This is a genomic window from Terrabacter tumescens, assembly GCF_014646815.1.
GTDB lineage: Bacteria > Actinomycetota > Actinomycetes > Actinomycetales > Dermatophilaceae > Terrabacter > Terrabacter tumescens.
Genome location: NZ_BMNZ01000002.1, coordinates 410,993 through 431,654, shown reverse-complemented (window position 1 = coordinate 431,654; position 20,662 = coordinate 410,993). Strand labels below are relative to the sequence as shown.

Genomic DNA, 20,662 nt, shown 5'->3' with positions numbered 1-20,662 from the left:
ACCGTGCGCGCATGGTCCCGGTTGCCACCTTACTTCGACAGCGCCGCGATCCCGCGTGTGACGAAGAACGAGAGGATGCCGGGCGCCGCCCGTCGCTCTCATGTCCCATCGGCCCCGCTCTCGACCCCGGGACGCGTCGGGTCAGTAGGCTGACCACGTGCCCAGACTCGTGCTCACCGTCATCGGCGACGACCGCGCCGGCCTCGTCAGTGCCCTCGCGGACGTCGTCACCGCGCACGACGGCAACTGGGAGGACAGCCAGCTCGCCGAGCTGGCCGGCAAGTTCGCCGGCATCGTCGTCGTCGGCGTGGCGGCCGAGCGCGTCGAGGAGCTGACGGGCGCGCTGCGCGAGCTCGACGGGCTGCTCGAGGTGACCTCGCACCCCGGCGTCGAGGGCGCCGGTGGGGTGGCGGACGACGCCGACGCCCAGCGCCTCCGGGTCGACCTGCTCGGCAACGACTCCCCCGGCATCGTGCGCGAGGTGTCGTCGGTGCTGAGCCGTCACGAGCTGTCGATCGAGACGATGACGACGGAGACGCGCGAGGCCCCGATGGCCGGCGGCCTGCTCTTCGAGGCGCACGTCGTCGTGCGGGTGCCGGGCGGCTCCGACACGGCCGCGCTGCGCGCCGACCTCGAGCGCCTCGCGACCGAGCTGCTCGTCGACATCGCTGTCGCCTGACGGCGGCGCCCCGGCGGCGACGGCGGCCCGAGAACGACAATGGGGCCCGCCTCGCGATGCGAGCTCGGACCCCGAGACGGTTCACGTACCACAACGGGCCAACCGTCAAAGTCTTCGTCGTCGGTGTGACGACTCCTATCAGTGGAGCCCACGCGACGAGGTGATACGTCCCGATTCGGCATTGCTTGCGCAAACCTTGCAGAGTCCTTGCGGTCCCGGACGGTGGAGCGCACCGAGGCGCGAGGCGCGGCGGGAAACGTCAAACAGCGGCGGCGGCCGGCCGCCCGGGGGAGAATGTATGGACAGGGGCGCACACGAACCCACGGGTGTCGTGACCACAGAACCGCCCTCCACTCGGGCACACATCGTCGTCGCGGCGCCGGCCGCACCCTCCCTGGCTGGACGCAGCCGTGCGCCGGGGCCGCGGCGGCTTCGTGTCCGCGGCTCGCACCTCTGCGACGTCCCGGCCGACACTCGCCTTGCGCGAAATCTTGCGGGGGCCGCGAGCCACGCGCACGCTGTGGTCATGCAGGGAACCGGCGACGTCACGACCCCGATGACCCACACCAAGGCCGTCCCGATCGCGGACTACGGCTTCCTCGCCGACGGGGAGGTGACGGCCCTCGTCGCGCCGGGCGGCGATGTCGACTGGATGTGCCTGCCGCGGATGGACTCCCCCAGCGTCTTCGGCGCGCTGCTCGGTCGGCACGCGGGGCGCTTCCGGCTGGGCCCGTCGGACGTCAGCGTGCCGACGGCGCGGCGCTACCTGCCGGGCACCATGGTGCTCGAGACGAGCTGGGGCACGCCGACGGGGTGGATCATCGTGCGTGACGTGCTGCTCATCGGGCCGTGGCACCACGACGACGGGGTGTCCCGCAAGCACCGCCGCACACCGGCGGACTACGACGCGGAGCACACGCTGCTGCGGACGATCCGGTGCGTGTCGGGCGAGGTGCAGACGGTCATGGAGTGCGAGCCGGTGCTCGACTACGGCCGCCGGGCGGCGACCTGGACGTATGCCGACCACGGCTACCACCAGGGGACGGCGACCGCCGAGGGTTTCGACGTGTCGCTGACGCTGACGACGGACCTGAGGCTCGGCTTCGAGGGCGGTCAGGCCTCTGCCAGAACGCTGCTCAAGGAGGGCGATGAGCGGTTCATCGCGTTGTCGTGGGGTGCGGTGCCGCCGCCGACGACGAGCGCCGAGGCGCACGACCGGCTCGAGTGGACGGCCCACCACTGGCAGCACTGGCTCGCGCGCGGACGCTTCCCGGACCACCCGTGGCGCAGCTACCTCCAGCGAAGTGCCTTGACGCTCAAGGGTTTGACGTATGCGCCGACCGGTGCGATCGCGGCGGCGGCGACGACGTCGCTGCCGGAGAGCATCGGCGGCCAGCGCAACTACGACTACCGCTACACGTGGATCCGCGACGCGACGTTCGCGCTGTGGGGCATGTACTCCCTCGGGTTCGACTGGGAGGCAGTCGACTTCTTCTCGTTCATCGCCGACGTGGCCGAGCGGGACGACGACCTGCAGATCATGTACGGCATCGGCGGGGAGCGGGACCTCCCGGAGTCGACGCTCGACCACCTGCAGGGGTATGCCGCGTCGCGCCCCGTGCGCATCGGCAACGCCGCGCACAGCCAGGTCCAGCACGATGTGTGGGGCGCGCTGCTCGACTCCGTCTACCTCCACTCGAAGGTGGCCGACCACCTCGACGGACGGATCTGGCCGATCCTCGGCAAGCAGGTCGAGGCGGCCCTCAAGCACTGGCGGGAGCCCGACGCCGGCATCTGGGAGGTCCGCGGCGAGCTGCAGCACTTCACCTCCTCGAAGATCATGTGCTGGGTCGCCGTCGACCGCGGCGCCCGACTGGCCTCGATGATCGGGCAGGACTCGCAGGCCGCGGAGTGGCAGCTGGCCGCCGAGGACATCAAGGCCGACATCCTCGAGCACGGCGTCGACGAGCGTGGCGTGCTGACGCAGTACTACGGCACGGACGCGCTGGACGCCTCGCTGCTGCTGGCTCCCCTCCTGCGCTTCCTGCCGCCGGACCACCCGGTCATCCGGGCGACGGTGCTCGCGATCGCCGACGAGCTGACCGTCGACGGGCTCGTGCTGCGCTACCGCGTCGAGGAGACCGACGACGGCTTCACCGGCGAGGAGGGCACCTTCACGATCTGCTCGTTCTGGCTCGTGTCGGCCCTGTCGGAGATCGGCGAGACGAAGCGAGCGCACGAGCTGTGCGCCAAGCTGCTGTCGTTCGCGGGGCCGCTCGAGCTCTACGCCGAGGAGATCGACACCCACAACGGCCGACACCTCGGCAACTTCCCGCAGGCCTTCACCCACCTGGCCCTCATCAACGCCGTCCTGCACGTCATCGCGACCGAGGAGCCCCCCGACCAGGACATGTGACCGTCCGGGACGCGCCTCCGGGGAGACCGACCGCCACCGGCTCGGGGCGCTGGCGGCTACGTGACGGTGTTGACGTCGCGAGGCCGGAGGACTGCCGTACGGCAGTTGACCCGCCTTGACCGCTTCTTTACTGAATCTGACAAATGCCTCACGCGGTGCGTTATGCGTCGATAACCTCTGCAACAGTCGCGATTCTCGCGTGGTCTCGGTCGGGAAGGTCGCACGTCACCACGCCGCGTCGGCTTGGTGGCTTTTGCAGGTGTCATCGGCCGACGATCGCGCCCGCCACACAACCATCACCGAGCCGGGGCTCGGTGCAAGCGATTGGGAATGCATGCACAAGTTCTTGGCGCGAGGTCTCGTCGCGCTCGCTGTCGGCTCTCTGGGGCTGGTGTCCACTGCCTCGAGCGAGGCCCAGGCCGTGACGTGGACGCGGACCACTGCGACGAGTCAGAACGCGTACTCGTGGAACGGCTACAAGGCCAAGGTGGGACCGTCGGCAGCGCCAGCGGTGAGTGGCTACGCGGTGTACGACAAGCGCATCAGTGTGAAGAACTCGTCCGGGACGACGCTCGCGAGCAACGTCACCTCGCGGTGGACGTCACCGGGCACGTACACCGTGTACTCGACCTTCAAGTACCGCAAGGCATGGCCGTACACCGCCACGAAGACAGTGACCTACGGCGTCAACTACAGCAACCTCAACTCCTGCACACTCACGGACGTTTCGGGTGTCACGTATGGCAGTGGGCCCGTCACGGCGAGCTGCAGCGTCACGTTGTCGGACTACAACGGCAACAGCGCCACCAAGACGCTGCCGGTGACTGGCGACTACTACGGCCTCGACGACCCGTACGTCGGTCAGCAGACCACCGACATCTACAACTATGAAGTCAGCCTCCCGAGCACGTTCTCGAAGACGGTGTCATACACGGCGTACAAGTACACCTACGCGACCCGCTACCGGCTGAGGACGGCCAAGGTCGTCAAGGTGATCAACTACGCGTCGGTGACGTGGAACGAGTACAAGACGATCAGCGCCCCCTGGGCCGGTGGAGACTCGCTCACGCGAGTCCGCTCCATCTTCGGGTCCAACGGAACTCGCACCTACTTCTCTGACTCCAATGGGACCGTCTACACGTCGTACCGCTGGGCGAACACGAGCGGCGGCTATGTCTATGTGATCTTCCAGAACTACCGGGCGTACTCGAAGGACTGGTACTCCTGATCTGACCGCCTCGGGCCCCGCCTCCACCTGGAGACGGGGCCCGATGTGCTGTGACGCACCTTTTCGAGCTCCGCGACCGCCGAGGAGATCGACACCCACCCCGTGAAGTACGTGGTCGGCTGCTCGTCAGCTGTACGCCAAGACAGGGACGAAGGGCTGGCGCGGGGAGCGGTCCGCGACCACCTCGTCGCCGCGCCGCACCAGCCGGGCGAGCGGCAGCGCATGCTCCGGCACCCCGGCCGCCGCGTCGCTCGCGAGCGCCACGACGGGACGCTCGACGAAGCGGGCAGGCACCGGGCCGTCAGGCCCCGGCACCTCGCCGTCGGGCTGCTCTCCCCACGCCACGACCACATCGACCGCCGCCCCGTCGTTCCCGAGGACCTCGGAATCGGCACGGAGACAGCGCGGCTCGAGGAGGAGGACCTCCCGACCAAGCGCGTCGATGGCGACACCCGCCGACACCTCGACGCGGTCGCCGTCGACGGTGACGTCGAGACCCGTGACGACGCCGAAGCCGTGCAGCAGGCGGTTGTGCAGCCAGTGCCGCTCGCGGATGGCCTGCTGCTCCTGCTCGAAGTCCTCGGCCGTGAGCAGACGGCCGTAGAAGTAGTTGACCCTGCTCGGTTCAGTGATGGGCTCCATCAGCGCTCCTCGACGGTCGGCGTCCCGAGACCCCATCGTCACGCGCCAACTCCTTGGCGTCAGCGGATCGGCATCGATCCGGGAACCGTTTGGCCCCGGCAGGTCGACAGTGGAGGTATGGCACCACCCGTCGTCCCCGACGACCGGAACCTCCTCGAGGCTCTGGCCGACGGCGACCTCGGAGCCCTGAGGCCGCTCTACGACCGGCACGCCCCTTGGCTGTCCGTGCGGCTGATGCGCCGGTGCAACGACCGGGAGGTCGTCGCGGACGTCCTGCAGGACACCTTCGTCGCCGTGTGGCAGAGCGCCCGGCGCTACCAGGGCACGGGCGAGGTCGGCGCCTGGATGTGGGGCATCGCGGTCCGGCGGCTCGTCAGTCGCCTCCGCACCCGCCGCAGTGTCGTGCTCATGTCCGACCCGACGGCTCGGGGCGGAACCTCCGTGGCCGTCGAGGACGAGCTCCTCCAGGGAGTGGAGTACGGCGACCTGGGGCGGGCCATGGCGGCCCTGTCGCCGGAGATGCGCGCGGTCATCCAGGCCACTGTGCTCGACGGTCTCACCACCCGGGAGACCGCCCAGCTGCTCGACATCCCGCAGGGCACCGTCAAGACGCGGGCCCACCGCGCCAGGGCGCACCTGAGAGCCAGCCTCATGGAAGGACACCGATCATGAGCCCTCGTCACGTGCGACCCGTGGACCTCGAGGCGTGGGTGCTGGGGGAGGCCGACGGGTTGGTGTCGCTGTCCGTCGAGCAGCACGTCGTCGCCTGCCCGCGCTGCCAGGCCGCTGTGGCCGACCTGGTCGGTCGCGTGCCCGCACCGACTGCGTATGCCGTCTCGCCGGGCGACGGCGCCGCTGACGTTTCGCAGGGCGCCGCGTTGCCGGACCTCGACACGATCTGGGACTCGGTGCGCGACGAGATCGAGCTGCCTCGTGCCTCGCTCCTCGAGCGGGTCCTCGTCAGGCTCGGGCTGCCACCGGGAGAGGCGATGGTCGTGGCTGCGGCGCCGGCCCTGCGTGGGTCGTGGCTGTGCGCGGTCGCGCTCGCCGTCGCGTTCGCCGTCGGGGGCGCGATGGCGGCTCGAACGGGCAACGCCACGGTGTTCCTCACCGTCGCGCCGATCGTGCCGGTGCTCGGTGTGGCGACGGCCTTCGGTCCCGAGGTGGGCGCGGCCCTGGAGCAGGAGAGCGCCGCGCCCTACCCGCTCGTGCGTCTCGTCCTGCTCCGGACGGGCGCCGTGCTGCTCACCGCCCTGCCAGTCGTGCTCGTCGGGCAGCTGCTCTTCCCGGAGGCGGCCGCCTGGGTGTGGCTGCTCCCAGCCCTCGGCTTCACCGCCGCGGTGCTCGCGCTGTCGACGTGGTTCGGCCCGTGGTGGCCGACCACGACCATCACCGCCCTGTGGGTCGTCGGTACCGCCGCGGCCAATCGGCTCGACACCATCTGGGCCGTCTTCGACCCGCGCTGTGTCGTGCTCTACCTCGTCATGCTCCTCGTCGGGCCGCCCGTCCTCGTGCTGCGGGCGCGGCGGCTCGGCACCATCGGAAGGATCGCGTCATGACCGCACCCAGCTCCACCACGGTCTCCCTGCGCGGCGTGACGAAGCGCTACCGCTCCGTCTCCGCCCTCGACGGGATCGACCTCGATCTCGCCCCCGGCATCACCGGCCTGCTCGGGCCCAACGGCGCCGGGAAGACGACGATGCTGCGCGTCATCGCGACGGTGCTGCGGCCGGAGGAGGGGCAGGTCCGCCTCCTGGGGCGCGACCCGGGCGAGCCGAACGCACGCACCGAGATCAGGCGACGACTGGGCTACCAACCCCAGGAGCTCGGCTTCCCCCGTGGCTTCTCCTCGATGGCGTTCGTCAACTACATGGCCGTGCTCAAGGAGTGGGCCGATCGCCGGGTCCGCACGGTAGAGGTGAGGCGGGTGCTCGACCTCGTCGGGCTCGGCGACGTCGCGACCCAGCGCATCAGCCGTCTCTCCGGCGGTCAGCGCCGACGGGTCGCCCTGGCCCAGGCCCTGCTCGGGAAGCCGGAGCTGCTCGTGCTCGACGAACCGACGACCGGCCTCGATCCCGAGCAGCGGGCCTCGCTGCGCGGCGTCCTCGCCGACATCGCGGCGACCTCGACCATGGTGATCTCGACGCACCAGACCGAGGACGTCGCGGCACTGTGCAACCGCGTCATCGTGCTCGATGCGGGGCACGTCCACTTCGACGGGACCGTGCCGGAGCTCGTCTCGTTCGCGACGGGCAGGGTGTGGATGGCGGCGGGGCCCGACGCGGGCGCGCAGGCGTCGTGGCGCACGGCCTCCGGCGGCTACCGTAACGTCGGTGAGCGCGTCCCCCCGGGCGCGGCTCTCGTCGAGCCCAGCCTCGAGGACGCCTACCTGCTGCTTCGCGGCGCCGCGGGCCTGGCGCCTGCCGGGTCCACCGTCAGTGCGCGCTCGGCGGAGGTGGCGTGATGACCAGCACCCCGCAGGACGCCTTGGTCCTGACGACTACGTTCGCGCCGCGTGGCGGCTACCGCAGCTCTTTCGCTGCACTCGCCCGGCTGGAGTCCAAGCGCCTGGTCCGGCACCCGGCCCTCCTGGTCGGCACCGCTGTCGGGATCGCCTCGACCGCCTCCGCCCTCACCGAGGCCCCGGACGAGGTGGCCGCTAATGCCCTGGGCATGCCCGTCGTGGCGCTCACGGTCGGGCTGACTGCGATGTTGTCCGCCTTCCACCTGACGCGGTCGTTCCACCGGGCGGACGAGCTGCTCGAGGCCTCACCGACCCCGAGGTCGGCGCGGACGGCAGCGCTCTGTCTGACCGCGGCCATGCCCGCGCTGATCGCGGCACTGTGGCTGGTGTTCTACTACGGTTTCGCGCCGGCGACGCTGCACGTGCCCGAGTGGATGTACGGCACGATGTCGCACGCGGATCTTGCCGCGGTGCTCGTCGGCAACTCGGTCGTCGCCGCCGTCGGAGGCGCCCTGCTGGGCGTGTGCGCGGGCCGGTGGTGGCGCTTCCGCGGCGCCTCCGCCGTGCTGGTCCTGGGCGTGGGGCTGTGGACCATGGTCATGTTGGGAACCTTCAGCAGCGGTGACGAGGCGCCGGCCGAATGGACGCGGTGGGTGCGCCTGTTCGCGCCGGTGGGCTACTTCAGCTCACCCTCGGCGCACAGCACCTTCGTCATGACCCTGACGGGGTCGCCCTGGTGGTATCTCGCCTGGCTGATGACGCTGTGCGCCCTCGCCGTCGTCGGCGCACTCGTCTGGCGCGCCGAGGGAGACACCCGTCGCCGGGTCGTGCGCGCCGGCGTGCTCGCCCTCGTCCTCTCGGCGGTGACCTACGCCCTGGCGGCGAGTGGCGGTCTGAACCACCAGATCCGCACCTTCCCGGACGGTCACAGCATCGTGATGATGGTCAAGTGAACCCGACCCGGGTCCTCGGGCCCGCCACGGGAGTCCCGTGGCGGCCCGTCGCCCTGCTGACGACCGGCGGTGTCACCCTGCTCGTCGCTGCTGCGGTCTGGTCCGGGACCTCCGTGTCGGGCGCGTCTGTGACAGTGGGCGTCCCGCTGCTGGCCGGCGCCACGGCATACGTGCTCGACGAGGCGGCGAGCGAGGCGGTGGGAGCCGTTCCGACGTCCCTGCGGGCGCGCACCCAGGCGCGCCTGGTCGTCGCGGCCGCGGTCCTGGTGGTCGGCTCGCTGGCACTGGCCGTGGTGGCGCTGCGCAGTGGGAGTGGGGCGAGGGCCGGCGCCGTCGTGCAGCTGGCAGGTCTCTGCTCGGTTGCGGTCGCGGTAGCTGCCGCGATGCGTCGTCGTGTGGCCGAGCCCGGTGAGGTGGTCGCCGGAGGTGTCCTCGCCGCTGTGCTCGTCATCGCGCTGGCACACCCGCTGGACCGGTGGGTCGACGTCTTCCCGTCCGAGGCCGGTCAACGCTGGGCGGGCTCGCTGGCGCTCTGGGCGCTCGTGGCCACCGCCAGCATCGCCGGCCTGTGGGCGGCGACCCGCGACCCACTGGACTGACCTCTCCCCGGAGCCGTGGCCGCTCGCTCGGAAGCCGCTCCCGAAGACGGAGCAGCTTCGCCTCCCCTGCCGTGGGCCGAGGTGTGCGCCACGATGGTGGCGTGCCTGACGACTTCCTCATCGCCCGCAACCCGGACGAGGCGAGCACCCTGCCCTACCTCGTGCGAATCCCGCTGGGCGAGCATGGGATCGTGCTCAAGAGCAAGGACACCTGGCCGCGCACGAGCAAGGTCTACTGCCATCGGGCTGATGGCTGGCCCGATGACGCGGACGTCGTCGTGCGGGTCCCCACGCGGGTGTGCGTGCGCCGTGGCGCGGCCATCGAGCTCGTCCTCGACCGCGGCAGGGAGAGCCGGTCGCAGTTCGTGCTGACGCACGTCAAGGGGCGCGAGGCGATCTTCTGGCAGAGCGCCCGAACGGCGAAGCAGGCCAGGCCCGCGGTGCGGATCCCGACGGCTCGAGCGGCAGGCGCGGCCGGCGCGGCCGGCGCACCCGGCGAGGCCGACGCAGCAGGCCCCCTCGAGATCGTCGTCGACGCACATGAGCGCTACGCCTGGCGCTTCAGCCAGCAACAGGTGAGCACGCGCAAGCAGCGCCTCGACGCGGGCGACTACGCCGTCGAGGCCGACGGGCAGGTCGTCGCCGCGGTCGAGCGCAAGAGCCTCGAGGACCTCACCTCCTCCCTGCTCAACGGGAAGCTGAGGTATGCGCTCGCCGAGCTCAGCGGCCTACCCCGGGCGGCCGTCGTGGTGGAGGAGCGCTACTCGCGCGTCTTCGCCCTGACGCACGTGCGGCCGGCGGTCGTCGCCGACGCGATCGCGGAGTGCCAGGCGCGCTACCCCGCGGTGCCGATCGTCTTCGCCGAGACGCGGGCGCTGGCGCAGGAGTGGACCTACCGCTTCCTCGCGGCGGCGTTGCGGGAGACGGCCGCCGAGGCCCACGCCGAGTCGCGGATGGCCGGCCTCGCGCCGGCGGGTCCGGTGTCCGAGCCCGCGCCGAGCACGGCGGTCGTGCGCGCCTGGGCGCTGGCCGAGGGGCTGGCGGTCAGTGACCGCGGACGGCTGCGCCCGGAGATCTGGGACGCGTACCGCGCCGCGCACTGACCGCAGTCCGGCCGGCTTCGCGGCTCGGGTCCTCCCGCCGCCGGGTGAGTCGCCGCTTGGTGTGGGAGCCTGCCTCATGCGGTCCTACTGCGCGCTCTACGTCGACGTCGGCTACCTGCTCGCGGCTGCGGCGACGCGGGTGACGGGCACGTCGCTGCGCAAGGGGATCGTCGTCAGCTATCCCGACCTCGTCGCGCGGCTCATCAAGGACGCCGAGGCCGCGAGCGGGCTGCCGCTGCTGCGGCTGCACTGGTACGACTCGGGCAACCGTCCCGGCGGCAACCCCGACTCGACGCAGGAGGCCATCGGCATGCTGCCGCGGGTCAAGCTGCGGCTCGGGCGCACGTCGCCGCAGGGTGAGCAGAAGGGCGTCGACCTGCGCATCGGCCTCGACCTCGCGGCGCACGGGCGCAACCGGTCGGTCGACGTCATCTACCTCCTGTCCGGCGACGACGACCTGAGCGAGGCGGTCGAGGAGGCGCAGAGCCACGGCATGCAGGTGGTGCTCATGGCGGTGCCGGACCGGTCGGGCAAGCCGCATGCCGTGTCGCGCCACCTGATCCGTGAGGCCGACGACCTCATCGTGCTCGACGGCGCCGTCGTCGACGACACGGTGCACGTGCGCCAGCTCCAGCCCGAGACCGAGGCGCCTTTGTCGGCCGCGGCGGCTGCCGCGGCGGTGGACGTGCCGCTGCCGGGTCCGCGCGTCGCGGGTCGCGCGGCTCCGTCGGAGGTCGTGGGCGCAGAGGCCGCGGCGGCTGTGTCGAAGCCGGCGGCCGCGGCGCCCCGCCCCACGCCGGCGGTGCTTGCGGGCAACAAGGTGCCACCCGTTGCCGCGTCGGCCAGTGCTGCGCCCGGCCGGGTCGTGTGGTCGAGCGCGAGCGACGGGATCAGCGGGGGCGAGCGCGCGGCCACCCCCGTGGTCGGGCAGCGCGAGCTCGACCTCATCGATGACGTATGCCGTGGCGTGCTCGCGACGTGGTCCATCACCGCGAGCGCCACCGACCGCACCCGCCTGGTCAGCCAGAAGCCTTTCATCCCGGGCGACCTCGACCGCGCCCTGCTGCTCGACCTCTCGGCGCGACTCGACCGCTACGACGTGGAGGACCACCTGCGCTTCCTGCTGCGCGACCACTTCTGGGAGCAGGTCAGGCACCTCGACCGCTGACCGGCTGGAGACCGCGACGGGGGCGGGTGGAGACTGGTGGGTGTCCGCGTGAACCCGAGGAATGGATCGATCTGCCGTGAGTGACCACGAGACCTACGTGACGCCGAAGGTGGCGCAGCCCTACTGGGCCAAGCACGCCTACGAGGTGCTGGTCGAGACGGCGGGTCGCTACAACGCGGTCATCACCTACTCCGAGCTGGCGGAGGAGGTGCAGCGCCGCTCGTCGCTCCACACGAAGTCCGCGATGCGCAACTGGATCGGCGGCCTGCTCGCGGACCTCGTCAAGGTCAACCACGTGCGCAGCGAGCCGCCGCTGACCTCGCTCGTCGTGCACAAGGACGACGGCCAGGTCGGCACCGGCTACGACGAGGTGCTGCGCGTCTACGGGGAGTCCCCCATCCAGGACCCGATCGAGCGCGAGACCCACGCCGCAGTCTCGCGACTCGAGTGCTACCGGCACTGGGGCGCCGACGTGCCCGCCGACGCGAAGCCGACGCTGAGCACGCGGGCGCGCGAGGTGCGCGAGCGCCGCCCCCGCGTCGCTGCCGTCGAGCCCCGACGAGGCGCCGTCTGCCCGACCTGCTTCATGGAGATGCCGGTCTCAGGCGTCTGCGCCAACTGCGACTGACGAGCTTCCGACGCGAGCCGAGCACGCCGCAGGGTCCGCCGCGATAGCCAGCGAAGTTACTCGGGGTCTCCCTCGATGAACGTCAGGGTCATTCCCATGGCTTGGAACATCCTGGCGAGAATCGCTCGGGTGTTCTTGTCGGCCTGCTCGGTCAGTCCCGATTCCTTGGCTGCCGCGGACAGCTTGTCCTCGGCCTTGACGTAGAGGGCCTGCTGACTGTCGGTGGACATCGCGTCGCCCAAACGGTTGATGACGCCACGCTCTTTGGAGAAGAGATAGGTGCGCTTCTGGTCCAGGTTCGGCTTCGCGAGCTTCGCCTTGGGCAGTCGGATCGTCGCCGACTTGCCGTCCTCTGAGACGGTCAGGTCGCCGTGGGCGAGGCCCGAGAAGTCCACGTAAGCATCGACTGTGCCCGCCGCGACGAAGAGCGACCGCTCGCCGGCGACGAAGTCAGGCAGGAAGTCCACGTCTTTCGCATCGTCGATCACGACTTCGAAGTTGCCAACAGCCGCGTGGTACTCGCTGAGTTCCTCGATGGACTTGAGCAGGACGGGCTGGCTTCGATCGACCGTCCGCGTCTGGAACGGAAGCTTGATGTCGAGCAGTCCGGCCACGCCGACAGCGGCGAGCCCTGTGAGCAAGAGGCCGACCAGCGAAGGCACGATGATCCGCGTGAACGTTCTGGGCATGCGCCGGTTCCCCTGTCGATGGCAGCCGTCACGGCCGGTGGTTCAGCGATGACAAGCAAGAGTTGATGCCGCTTGAGCCCCGAATTGATATCAGGCTTCAAGGCAGTCGGGTCGCAGGCGCGCGAAGCTGCGCGCTCAGGTCCCGGCGGACTACTCATGACATGTGCACACTGGTCCATAGAGCGGCGTCGAGTACGCGCAACGGCTGGGTGTCGAGGACGACGGAGTCATCAGCTTGTGCCTCGACCGCCGACCGGACCGACGAGAGCGCCTTGCTGACCTCAGCGTCGTTCATCAGAGCCTGAAAGACGAGCCAGTCGATGCGGAAGTTGCGCGCCCGCTGGACGTCGAGCAAACGGCACACGACGTTGTCGCGCACCGGGAAGAGATCGGGTCGCTTGCGAGCGCAGAGCTTGCTGGCGACCACCCAAGGGTTCGAACTCTTCGCGCTGGCCTTCGCCAGGCTCCGCTTCACGTGAAGGTAGAGGACCTCCATGGCGGCGAAGCCATCCGCGTCGACCGCCTCGAGCGGTCCCAGGGGCAGTGCACGCAACGCCGATGAGACCGCAGCCTTCGTGTCGCCGTTTCCAGTCAGGAGCCGTGCGGCCTTTGCGGGTACATCGACGCTCAGTAGCGTCGTGGCGAAAAGGTCGTCAGCACCGATCGAGTCCGGCGCGTTGTGGCCGATGGTCGCGATGGTCGCCCCGGCATAGTCCGTCTTCGTGTCGTAGAAGCGAGCCAGCTTCCGCGCCGCATCTTGCGACTGAAGCGCGCCGAGGGCGCGCTTCCTCGCGGTCGCCAGCATCTCGGGCGCAGGCTGCGCCCAGTCGTTCTCAGCCATCACCGGCCTCCCCTGTTGTCGGATCTGGACATTGGGCCCCGGCACCGACTGCGCCGAACCACTGCGTCATGAGAAGTCTTGGTGCTCCACCGTCCAGCGCGTGAGTCGTGGCACGACCCAGAAGCTGTAGATCCCCACCGTGACGATCGTCAGCGCCCACCACTTGATCCAGTTGCCGAAGAGGCCGCCGCCCGAGCCCGTGAAGCGCAGGCGTCGCCCGTTGATGATGGTGTGCTGGGTGCGCCAGCGGTACTGCATGCAGATGGCCCACGGCAGCGCCAGGCCAAGGGTGACCATCGTGAGCAGGGTCGCGCCAATTCCGACAAGGAGGTACGAACCGGCCCCTCCATCGAACTGGAAACCGCCTTCCGGTCGACTCGAAACGTTCACCACCACCGGCTGACCGACTGCCCGGGACACCGAGGCGTCGGCGCGGGCCAAGCCGGTGGGTAGGGGGACTGGAGCTCGTCTGACATGACTCGTCTCTTCTATTAAGGCGCGGACAGCGCAAGTACTGCCCGTGAGAGTGCGGGTGGAAGAAGCCGAGAGCGGTCGACGTCGCGGCGCCCTCATGATGGCAAATGCATTGATATCGGTCAGTCGAATCACCGATTTGGTCGCTGGGGATGATCGACACGGGCCAGAACGCGAGCTGTGTCAGCAGGCGGTCGGTGGACCGCTCGGGCTCTTGGCGCTGTTGATCAGCCAGGCGCCTGCCACGCGGATCATGCCGTAGTCGATGACCCAGACGCTGCACGTCTGGCCGTCGTGCCCGTTCTCGGCAGACTGCTCGGTCCGCAGGATCGTCCTGACGACCTTGGCAGCGGCGGATCCCGTGACTCGCTGGATCGAGATTCCCTTCCAGTACGACGTGCCGAGCCCTGCGGACCACGAGTCCACGCTCTGGAGCTTGCGCTGCATACGGCGCGTGAACACCTGCCAGGCCGCGTCGTAGTTGCCGGTGTTGATCGCCTCTCCGTGCACCAGCAGGGAACGAGCGATGTCCGATGCCACCGCGTCGTCGGAAGCGACGTTGACCTCGATGGTGCGCTCCGCCCCGGCTGCGTCGTAGGGGTCGCCGCAGTCCGCCAGCGGCTGTTCCGGCAACGAACGCCACCGGTCGAGGTTGGTCGCGAGATCGGTGCCCGGGATGAGATACCCCTGACCCTGCGCAGGCTCGGGAGAGCGGTCTCCGGTCACCCAGAGCCGGTGACCCGAGACGAGACCGATGACCTTTCCGCTCGAGTCCAGCACGGGTCCGCCGGAGTTGCCGCCGTTGATGGCCGAGTCGGTGACCATGGCGTCGATCTCCGGGCCGCCGTCGTAGCTGACCGGCTCGTGGAGTCCGCTGACCGAGCCCTCGGTGAAACGAAGCTCGTAGGTCTGCAGAGGGAACCCCAGCACGCCGACGGACTCGCCGAGGTCGGGAAGTGCGCGGGCGAGCGGCAGTGCCTTGTCGGTGATCGCGTCGTCCGTCCGCAGCAGGGCCGAGTCGGTCGTCGGGTCGAGACCCACGATGCGCGCTCGCGTGACTCCGTCGGCGAACTGCAGGGTGATGGCCGATGCGCCCGCGGCAACGTGATTGGCCGTCATGACGAGGTGGTCGCCGACGACGAAGCCGGAGCCCATCCATCTCGCGTCGCACGTGACGACGTCGATGCGGACGACGGCCGGCTTGGCCTGCTTGGCCACCTCTGCCCAGCTGGCTGGGCTCGCCGTCGAGGTCGGCGTCGGGCTGGGCGACTCGGCCGTCGACGTGGGCGGGGCGGATGCCGTCACGGTGACGGTCGCGGGCTGGGCCTGGCTCGAGGCACCCCCATCTCGCGGCGTCCCCGCCGGGGCCTCAGGCAGTTTCGCTGAGCAGGCCGCCGTTGAGCCACAGAGGGCAACGACTCCTGCCACCACCAGATGGCGTGCTCGCATGGTGCCTCCGTCCCAAGACCACGTCAGGTCATGATGCAGCCGACGACACCTGGAGGATGCGGGTGTTGCGCACCGGGCCGGACCATGCAACACCGCGACTCGATCGCGCGGGTCGCGGTCTCAGACGAAAGACCCCGGGCCCGACGTCAGCCGTCCGTGTACTTCTTGACGGTGGCGGTGATCATGGAATCCGCCGGCACCTTGCTTCCGGCCTTCAGATCCTGGGCCAGCACGACCCAGTTCGAGTCGAGGACAGGCAGCCGGTTGGCGCCCGTTGCGTCCTCGGCCGGCGCGACGACCAGTCCCGCCGCCCTCCAGAGGTCCTGCGCGTCCTGGTAGTTCAGGCCGACCCCGTCCGGCACGGTGATCTTGCTTGCCGGCTTCGCGACAGCCTTGGCGCCAGCGTCTGCTGCGGCCACGGGAGCAGCCACGGTCACCGTGGCCCGAACTGTCTGCGTCACGGTCGCCGGTGCCGGCGCGGGAGCCGTCTGCGTGACCACCACGGTCGGCGACGCCGCAGCCGGGGCGGTGGCGTCTGCGTTGCCGCCTCCTGCTGCTCCGATGCCCAGAGCCAGGAGGGCCGTCACGGGGTAGCCGATCAGGTGCTTCCTGCTGCGCTTCTGCGGCTGGGGCTGCTGTGCCCGAGCGGCCCACGCGTGGGGCTGACCGAGTGCCGGCGGCGGCAGCTGGATGGTCGGCTCGGTCGGGGCGGGTGTGGGTTGGCCTTGGTCGTTCACGTGGAATCGCTTTCTCATTGTCGCAAAAGGCTCATCTTGGACGTCAAGGGGGACCGCTGGACCTGTTTTGGCGAAACTGCCGTGCCATGGCGGGCGCCGCGCCCCCTCACCACGCGGCGCCCACCACACGGCATACGCCAGCTCAGCGCAGCTGGACGGTGACGCCGTCGGAGAAGGGCGAGTCGTGCAGCTCGATGCTGGCCGGCTCGGTGCCCTTGGGCATGTCGAAGACGAGGGTGCCCTTGACCGTGTTGCCGGGGTTGATCCCCTCGAGGAAGACCTTGTTGTCCTTGACGTAGATCGCGGCCGCCGTGTCGCTGGAGAACTCGCGCCCCTTCGCGTCGCGCACCTTCTGCGAGGAGTCCGAGAGCGTCTGCGCGGAGTCGCCGATGTTGCTGACCGTGACGCTGACAAGGACGAACTGGCCCTGCGCCTTCTCGTTGAGGTACTGGTCACCGACCGACTTCACGCCCTTCTGCACCTTGGTGACGGTGAACTCGAACTGGCCGTCGCGGACCTTCTGGCCGACCTTCGCACTGGCGGGTGCGTCCTCGGCGGGCGCGTCGCCGCCCTGTCCCCCGGCGGCTCCGGACGAGGTGGTCGTGGGCGAGCCCGCGCCTCCCCCGTTGACGACACTGACGACGATGCCGAGGAGGACGAGGGCGAGCAGCCCCGTGATGATCTTGTGCCGGGCGAACCAGCTCTTGCGCGGCGGTGCCGGGACGGGCGGCGCGGGCACCATCGGCGGCTGCCAGGTGGTCGGGTCGTGCGGCTGGTTGGTGCTCATGGCGGGTCTCCCTGGATCGGTGTGCTGTATGCCGGGGAGACCGTCTCGCGTGCACGCCGGCTGCCGCCTCGGCCGAGTGGACCGAGCGGGCTGCCCGAAAGGATGAGATCGTGACGGGCGAACTGCCCGGTCGGTGGAGGCCGTGGTCGGCGCCGTGCCCTACCTTTCGGGGGATGCCGTCCAGCCTGCCCCCGTGGGTGCGTGACCTCTCGCGCCGCGACCTCTGGCTGCGCCGGCTGCGCACGGTCGGACTCGGCTCACTTCTTCTCGTGGACGCGGTCTATGCGTCGGGCGGCTTCGACGGTCGTCGCCGGGCTGCCTGGGGGCTGCCGGTGGCGATGTCCGACACTGCGAGCGGTGTCGGCACGTTCATCGCGCTGCTGGGGATGGCGCTCATGGTCGCCGTGGCCTGGCGGCAGCGGTGGCCGGTGGTGCTGACGCTCATCGGGTGTGCCGCCGCCCTCGTCCAGATCGGCCCGACGGCGGCCCTCATCGGTCTCATATCGGTCGTGATCTGCCGCCCCCTCGTGGACGCCTACAAGCTGGCCAAATCGACGGTTGATGCAATTCGCGGAATGAGACCTGTGCCAGTGCTCGCTCATCCCGACGACTGGGCCCTGAGAAAGCCCAGTGCGACGTCCACACAATCCGCGGCCTCCTCGGCAGAAACGTGCTCCCAGACGCGCACCACCGTCCAACCGAGCTGCTCGAGACGACTGGTCGTCTGCACGTCGCGTTCTTGGTTCATCCGCAGTTTGGAGGCCCACCACTCGCTGTTGCTCGCGGGCAGGGACGAGTGCTCCGGGCACATGTGCCAGAAGCAGCCGTCCACGAACACCGCCACCTTTGCTCGGGTGAAAAGCACGTCCACTCGACGTCTCGGCAGTCCCGGTACGAGGCAGTCGACCCTGAAACGCCGGCCACGGGCATGGAGCACCTTGCGCAGGGCGAGCTCCGGCGCCGTGTCGCGTCGACGCTGACGACTCATGCGGGCACTGACCTGCGGCGTTGTCGACAGTCCGATGAGACCCACGACCCAATAGTGGCACCCGTCCGCAGGTGACTGCGCGCGACCGCGCACCGGGCATCCGATCTGCACCCCGATCATGAACTCGGAGTCGGCCGTGCCCGAACCACGGACCCCATGCCGGCGCTCGGTGTCACGTCCCACGGCCTGTCCGGGGATGCCGCTACAGTCCCTTTCATGCTCCCGACGACCTCGCCCCGCCACGGCTCGTCGCCATCGTCGGAAGCCTCCGACGCCCGGCCGTACCGAGAATTGACCGTGCTGGACCTGTTCGCAGGAGCCGGCGGCCTGACGGCGGGACTCCACGAAGGCAGCAGCCGCTTCCGCACCGTACGCGCCGTGGAAATGGATGTGGAGGCCGCCGCCAGCTACGCCGAGAATTTCACCGACGTGGTGTACGCCGGAGGCATCGAGCAGTGGCTGCACGAGGAGGACGTTCCGGACGTCGACATCGTGGTCGGCGGCCCGCCGTGCCAAGGTTTTTCTCCCCTTGGCAAACAGGACGCGAACGACGAGCGCAACACTCTCTGGCGCCACTACGTGGAGACGATCAGGCGGGCGAAGCCGCAGATGTTCCTCATGGAAAACGTCCCGGCCTTCCTCAAGTCGCCACAGTTCGACATCTTCGCGGCGTCCTTCGATGAGTCGGGCCCGCTCAGCGACTACCGCTTCCTCCCGCAGGTGCTGAACTCGGCCGAATTCGGCGCGGCCCAAGTGCGCAAGCGCGTCGTGGTCATGGGTGCGCACAAGGATCTCGACGCTCCCGATTTCCCTCAGTCCAGCGTTGCAGAAGGCTATCGGACCGTTCGCGATGCGTTCGAGGGAATCACGCCGTTCACCGGTCAGCGAGAGCTGCCTCCACGGCAGCTGGAATTCCGAAGCCGCTTACTGAAGGGGTCTTTCAAGAGTTCCGAGCTGCACATCGGCCGACACTACGCCGACACCTCACTTGAGCGATTCCGATCCATTCCGTACGGCGGTGGCCGCTTCGACCTCCCAGAAGGCCTCAAGACGCCGTGCTGGAAGAAACACACCACCGGCTCCGGTGACGTCATGGGGCGCCTGGTGTGGGAGAAGCCGTCGGTGACGATTCGCACCGAGTTCTTCAAGCCTGAGAAGGGCCGCTACCTGCACCCGACACAGCACCGAGCTATCACCCATTTCGAAGCGGCACGACTGCAAGGTTTCCCCGATGATTTCCGATTCGTGGGGTCCAAGACCTCCATCGCCCGACAGATCGGTAACGCCGTGCCGATTCCCCTCGGGGCCGCACTAGGCGCCCATCTCGCCCAAAAGCTGAACTAATCGCAGCTCTCCCGGCAAGGCACGCCGCAGCCGCGGCTACAGTCGCTTTCGGACGACTCCTGAGCCAGGGCCAGCAATCTGGGTGAGGAGGCTTTGAAAACGGTCGACAGGAGCGCACGTGGACGAGCCCAAGGCGGACTTTGTCCACCCTCGCGTCGAGATCGTCGTCGAGACGCCGCGGCATCTTGTCATGCGAGACACCCTGCGCTACTCCAAACGCGCTAATCAGAGCGACCCGAGGGTAGACGGCTTCGTCAACTGCCACTGGATGCTCAGCCCGGCCCCGCTCGGCCTCCCACGTGTCATGTTGGAGGCCGGCATCAACGCCACTGCGGAAGTGGAGGGCCCGGATGCGGTCCGCCGCCCTGTCATCGCGATCAGGTCCAGCCCCTGGAAAGCGGGCCAGGAGGGCACTCCGTGGCATGACGAGTTCGATCTGGTGCACGGCCACATCAGGTATTTCGGGGACCACAAGCCCGGGGCACCGGGGCTCCCGGGTGCGACCAAAGGTAACCGCATCCTGTTGGAAGCCGCCCGTTTGCACTCAGGGACCACGGTCGACGAGCGACTGCTGGCGCCGCCGCTGCTCGTCTTCAGGGGGATCACCGTCCATCGCGACGGCCAGGCCGTCCACAAGGGTCACGTCGAGTTCTGTGGCGCCGCCATCATCGAGAAGACCGAGTACGTCGTACAGCGCGACCCCCTGACGGGGCTGAGCTTTCCCAATGTGCGCTTCGATCTCGCCGTTGTCACGGACGCTGAAACCGACGGCATCGACCTGCGCTGGATCGACGACCGGAGGAATCCTCGGTTGTCCGCTCTCGAGTCTCTCCGGTTCGCACCTCCGTCCTGGGCCCGATGGACGCGCGAGGGTCATCGCGCCGTTCCGGCCGTACGCCGTGAGGCACTGGCGACCACGGTCCGAGAGACACAGGATCAGCAGCCACACCCGTGCTCACCCGAGGCCGACATTCTTGGCCGCATATCGTCGTTCTACGACTCCCGCGAGGAAGCGTTCGCGTCCCTGGCCTCCCAGGTTGCTTCTGAAGCGCTTCGCCAGTCGGGAGCGCGGTACACGGAAGGCTGGCTCTGTCAATTCCCGGGAGACAGTGGCGTCAGCTTCACCGGTCGCCTGGACATCGGCCCCGAGGGCGCCAGCACGCCTCTTATTGTCTTGGGACGCGCCGGAGGCGTTCACCCGGGCTCGTCCATTTCACCCGATCAACTCGCGCGCGTGGCGGCGCGACTGCGACCGGGCTGGATCGGCGTCTTTGTGACGGCCGGGACCTTCTCCCGGCAAGCGCACGCAGAGATGATCGACGGCCAGTACCCGATGGTGCTCATCTCAGGGAGAACGCTCGCCTCGACGGTGCGCCGGATCGCGGAAGCCGATCACGGCGGCGTCCTCGATGAACTGCTGCAGTCAACCGCACGGGAGGACCGCACCTCGTGACGGAACGGCGGCCCGAGAAC

21 protein-coding genes are annotated in these 20,662 nt (G+C 69.4%); 13 read left to right on the top strand and 8 right to left on the bottom strand.

Going from position 1 to position 20,662, the window contains the following annotated elements:
* Positions 1-157: 157 nt before the first annotated feature.
* The 3 genes from IEY30_RS05975 (at position 158) to IEY30_RS05965 (ending at position 4,323) form a co-directional block, all read left to right on the top strand.
* Positions 158-679: a glycine cleavage system transcriptional repressor gene (locus IEY30_RS05975; protein WP_030198302.1), complete on the top strand. Its 522-nt coding sequence runs from the start codon at positions 158-160 to the stop codon at positions 677-679.
* Between the two features lie 526 nt (positions 680-1,205).
* On the top strand, positions 1,206-3,095 hold the full coding sequence (locus tag IEY30_RS05970; protein ID WP_052358556.1) for a glycoside hydrolase family 15 protein: 1,890 nt from the start codon (positions 1,206-1,208) through the stop codon (positions 3,093-3,095).
* Positions 3,096-3,429: 334 nt separating this feature from the next.
* Complete coding sequence (locus tag IEY30_RS05965; protein ID WP_030198295.1) at positions 3,430-4,323, top strand: hypothetical protein; 894 nt, start codon at positions 3,430-3,432, stop codon at positions 4,321-4,323.
* A gap of 126 nt (positions 4,324-4,449) precedes the next feature.
* On the opposite strand, the gene IEY30_RS05960 is transcribed toward IEY30_RS05965, so the two are convergent.
* Entirely contained in the window at positions 4,450-4,965 is a 516-nt protein-coding gene (locus tag IEY30_RS05960; protein ID WP_030198292.1) for a hypothetical protein, read from the bottom strand.
* 117 nt (positions 4,966-5,082) lie between these two features.
* On the opposite strand from IEY30_RS05960, the gene IEY30_RS05955 reads away from it, so the two are divergent.
* The 8 genes from IEY30_RS05955 to IEY30_RS05920 all read left to right on the top strand — a co-directional run bounded on the left by IEY30_RS05955 (position 5,083) and on the right by IEY30_RS05920 (position 11,880).
* Positions 5,083-5,637, top strand: coding sequence for an RNA polymerase sigma factor (locus IEY30_RS05955; RefSeq protein ID WP_030198288.1), 555 nt, complete (start codon positions 5,083-5,085; stop codon positions 5,635-5,637).
* The gene (locus IEY30_RS05950; RefSeq protein WP_156035270.1) at positions 5,634-6,524 is read left to right on the top strand and encodes a hypothetical protein; all 891 of its coding nucleotides are present in this window, start codon (positions 5,634-5,636) and stop codon (positions 6,522-6,524) included. The genes IEY30_RS05955 and IEY30_RS05950 overlap by 4 nt, the downstream gene beginning before the upstream one ends.
* Complete coding sequence (locus tag IEY30_RS05945; protein ID WP_030198281.1) at positions 6,521-7,429, top strand: ATP-binding cassette domain-containing protein; 909 nt, start codon at positions 6,521-6,523, stop codon at positions 7,427-7,429. Before IEY30_RS05950 ends, IEY30_RS05945 begins: the two co-directional genes overlap by 4 nt.
* Positions 7,429-8,382 (top strand): hypothetical protein, encoded by a 954-nt coding sequence (locus IEY30_RS05940; protein ID WP_030198278.1) that lies wholly within the window; start codon positions 7,429-7,431, stop codon positions 8,380-8,382. Before IEY30_RS05945 ends, IEY30_RS05940 begins: the two co-directional genes overlap by 1 nt.
* Positions 8,379-8,981 carry a hypothetical protein gene (locus IEY30_RS05935; RefSeq protein WP_030198274.1) on the top strand — a complete coding sequence of 201 codons (603 nt, stop codon included), beginning with the start codon at positions 8,379-8,381 and terminating at the stop codon, positions 8,979-8,981. Before IEY30_RS05940 ends, IEY30_RS05935 begins: the two co-directional genes overlap by 4 nt.
* Before the next feature lie 101 nt (positions 8,982-9,082).
* Complete coding sequence (locus tag IEY30_RS05930; protein WP_030198271.1) at positions 9,083-10,084, top strand: ERCC4 domain-containing protein; 1,002 nt, start codon at positions 9,083-9,085, stop codon at positions 10,082-10,084.
* Positions 10,085-10,160: 76 nt separating this feature from the next.
* The gene (locus IEY30_RS05925) at positions 10,161-11,252 is read left to right on the top strand and encodes an NYN domain-containing protein (protein ID WP_030198269.1); all 1,092 of its coding nucleotides are present in this window, start codon (positions 10,161-10,163) and stop codon (positions 11,250-11,252) included.
* 76 nt (positions 11,253-11,328) lie between these two features.
* Positions 11,329-11,880, top strand: coding sequence for a hypothetical protein (locus IEY30_RS05920; protein WP_052358527.1), 552 nt, complete (start codon positions 11,329-11,331; stop codon positions 11,878-11,880).
* Positions 11,881-11,936: 56 nt separating this feature from the next.
* On the opposite strand, the gene IEY30_RS05915 is transcribed toward IEY30_RS05920, so the two are convergent.
* From IEY30_RS05915 to IEY30_RS05885, 7 genes are all read right to left on the bottom strand, one after another.
* Positions 11,937-12,569, bottom strand: coding sequence for a DUF4230 domain-containing protein (locus IEY30_RS05915; protein WP_043416715.1), 633 nt, complete (start codon positions 12,567-12,569; stop codon positions 11,937-11,939).
* 154 nt (positions 12,570-12,723) lie between these two features.
* The gene (locus tag IEY30_RS05910; RefSeq protein ID WP_156035268.1) at positions 12,724-13,410 is read right to left on the bottom strand and encodes a DUF6308 family protein; all 687 of its coding nucleotides are present in this window, start codon (positions 13,408-13,410) and stop codon (positions 12,724-12,726) included.
* Between the two features lie 66 nt (positions 13,411-13,476).
* Positions 13,477-13,983: a DUF898 family protein gene (locus tag IEY30_RS22245; RefSeq protein ID WP_373286680.1), complete on the bottom strand. Its 507-nt coding sequence runs from the start codon at positions 13,981-13,983 to the stop codon at positions 13,477-13,479.
* 84 nt (positions 13,984-14,067) lie between these two features.
* Positions 14,068-15,189, bottom strand: a complete 1,122-nt coding sequence (locus IEY30_RS05900) for a S1C family serine protease (protein WP_156035266.1) — start codon at positions 15,187-15,189, stop codon at positions 14,068-14,070.
* Between the two features lie 290 nt (positions 15,190-15,479).
* A complete protein-coding gene (locus IEY30_RS05895; RefSeq protein ID WP_052358526.1) occupies positions 15,480-16,070 on the bottom strand; it encodes a PASTA domain-containing protein in 591 nt (196 codons plus the stop codon).
* Positions 16,071-16,212: 142 nt separating this feature from the next.
* Complete coding sequence (locus IEY30_RS05890) at positions 16,213-16,857, bottom strand: DUF4352 domain-containing protein (protein WP_030198252.1); 645 nt, start codon at positions 16,855-16,857, stop codon at positions 16,213-16,215.
* 598 nt (positions 16,858-17,455) lie between these two features.
* Complete coding sequence (locus IEY30_RS05885; protein WP_052358525.1) at positions 17,456-17,845, bottom strand: very short patch repair endonuclease; 390 nt, start codon at positions 17,843-17,845, stop codon at positions 17,456-17,458.
* A gap of 216 nt (positions 17,846-18,061) precedes the next feature.
* On the opposite strand from IEY30_RS05885, the gene IEY30_RS05880 reads away from it, so the two are divergent.
* A complete protein-coding gene (locus IEY30_RS05880) occupies positions 18,062-19,189 on the top strand; it encodes a DNA cytosine methyltransferase (protein WP_081920496.1) in 1,128 nt (375 codons plus the stop codon).
* Between the two features lie 118 nt (positions 19,190-19,307).
* A complete protein-coding gene (locus IEY30_RS05875; protein WP_229674860.1) occupies positions 19,308-20,642 on the top strand; it encodes a hypothetical protein in 1,335 nt (444 codons plus the stop codon).
* The last annotated feature ends 20 nt before the right edge of the window (positions 20,643-20,662 follow it).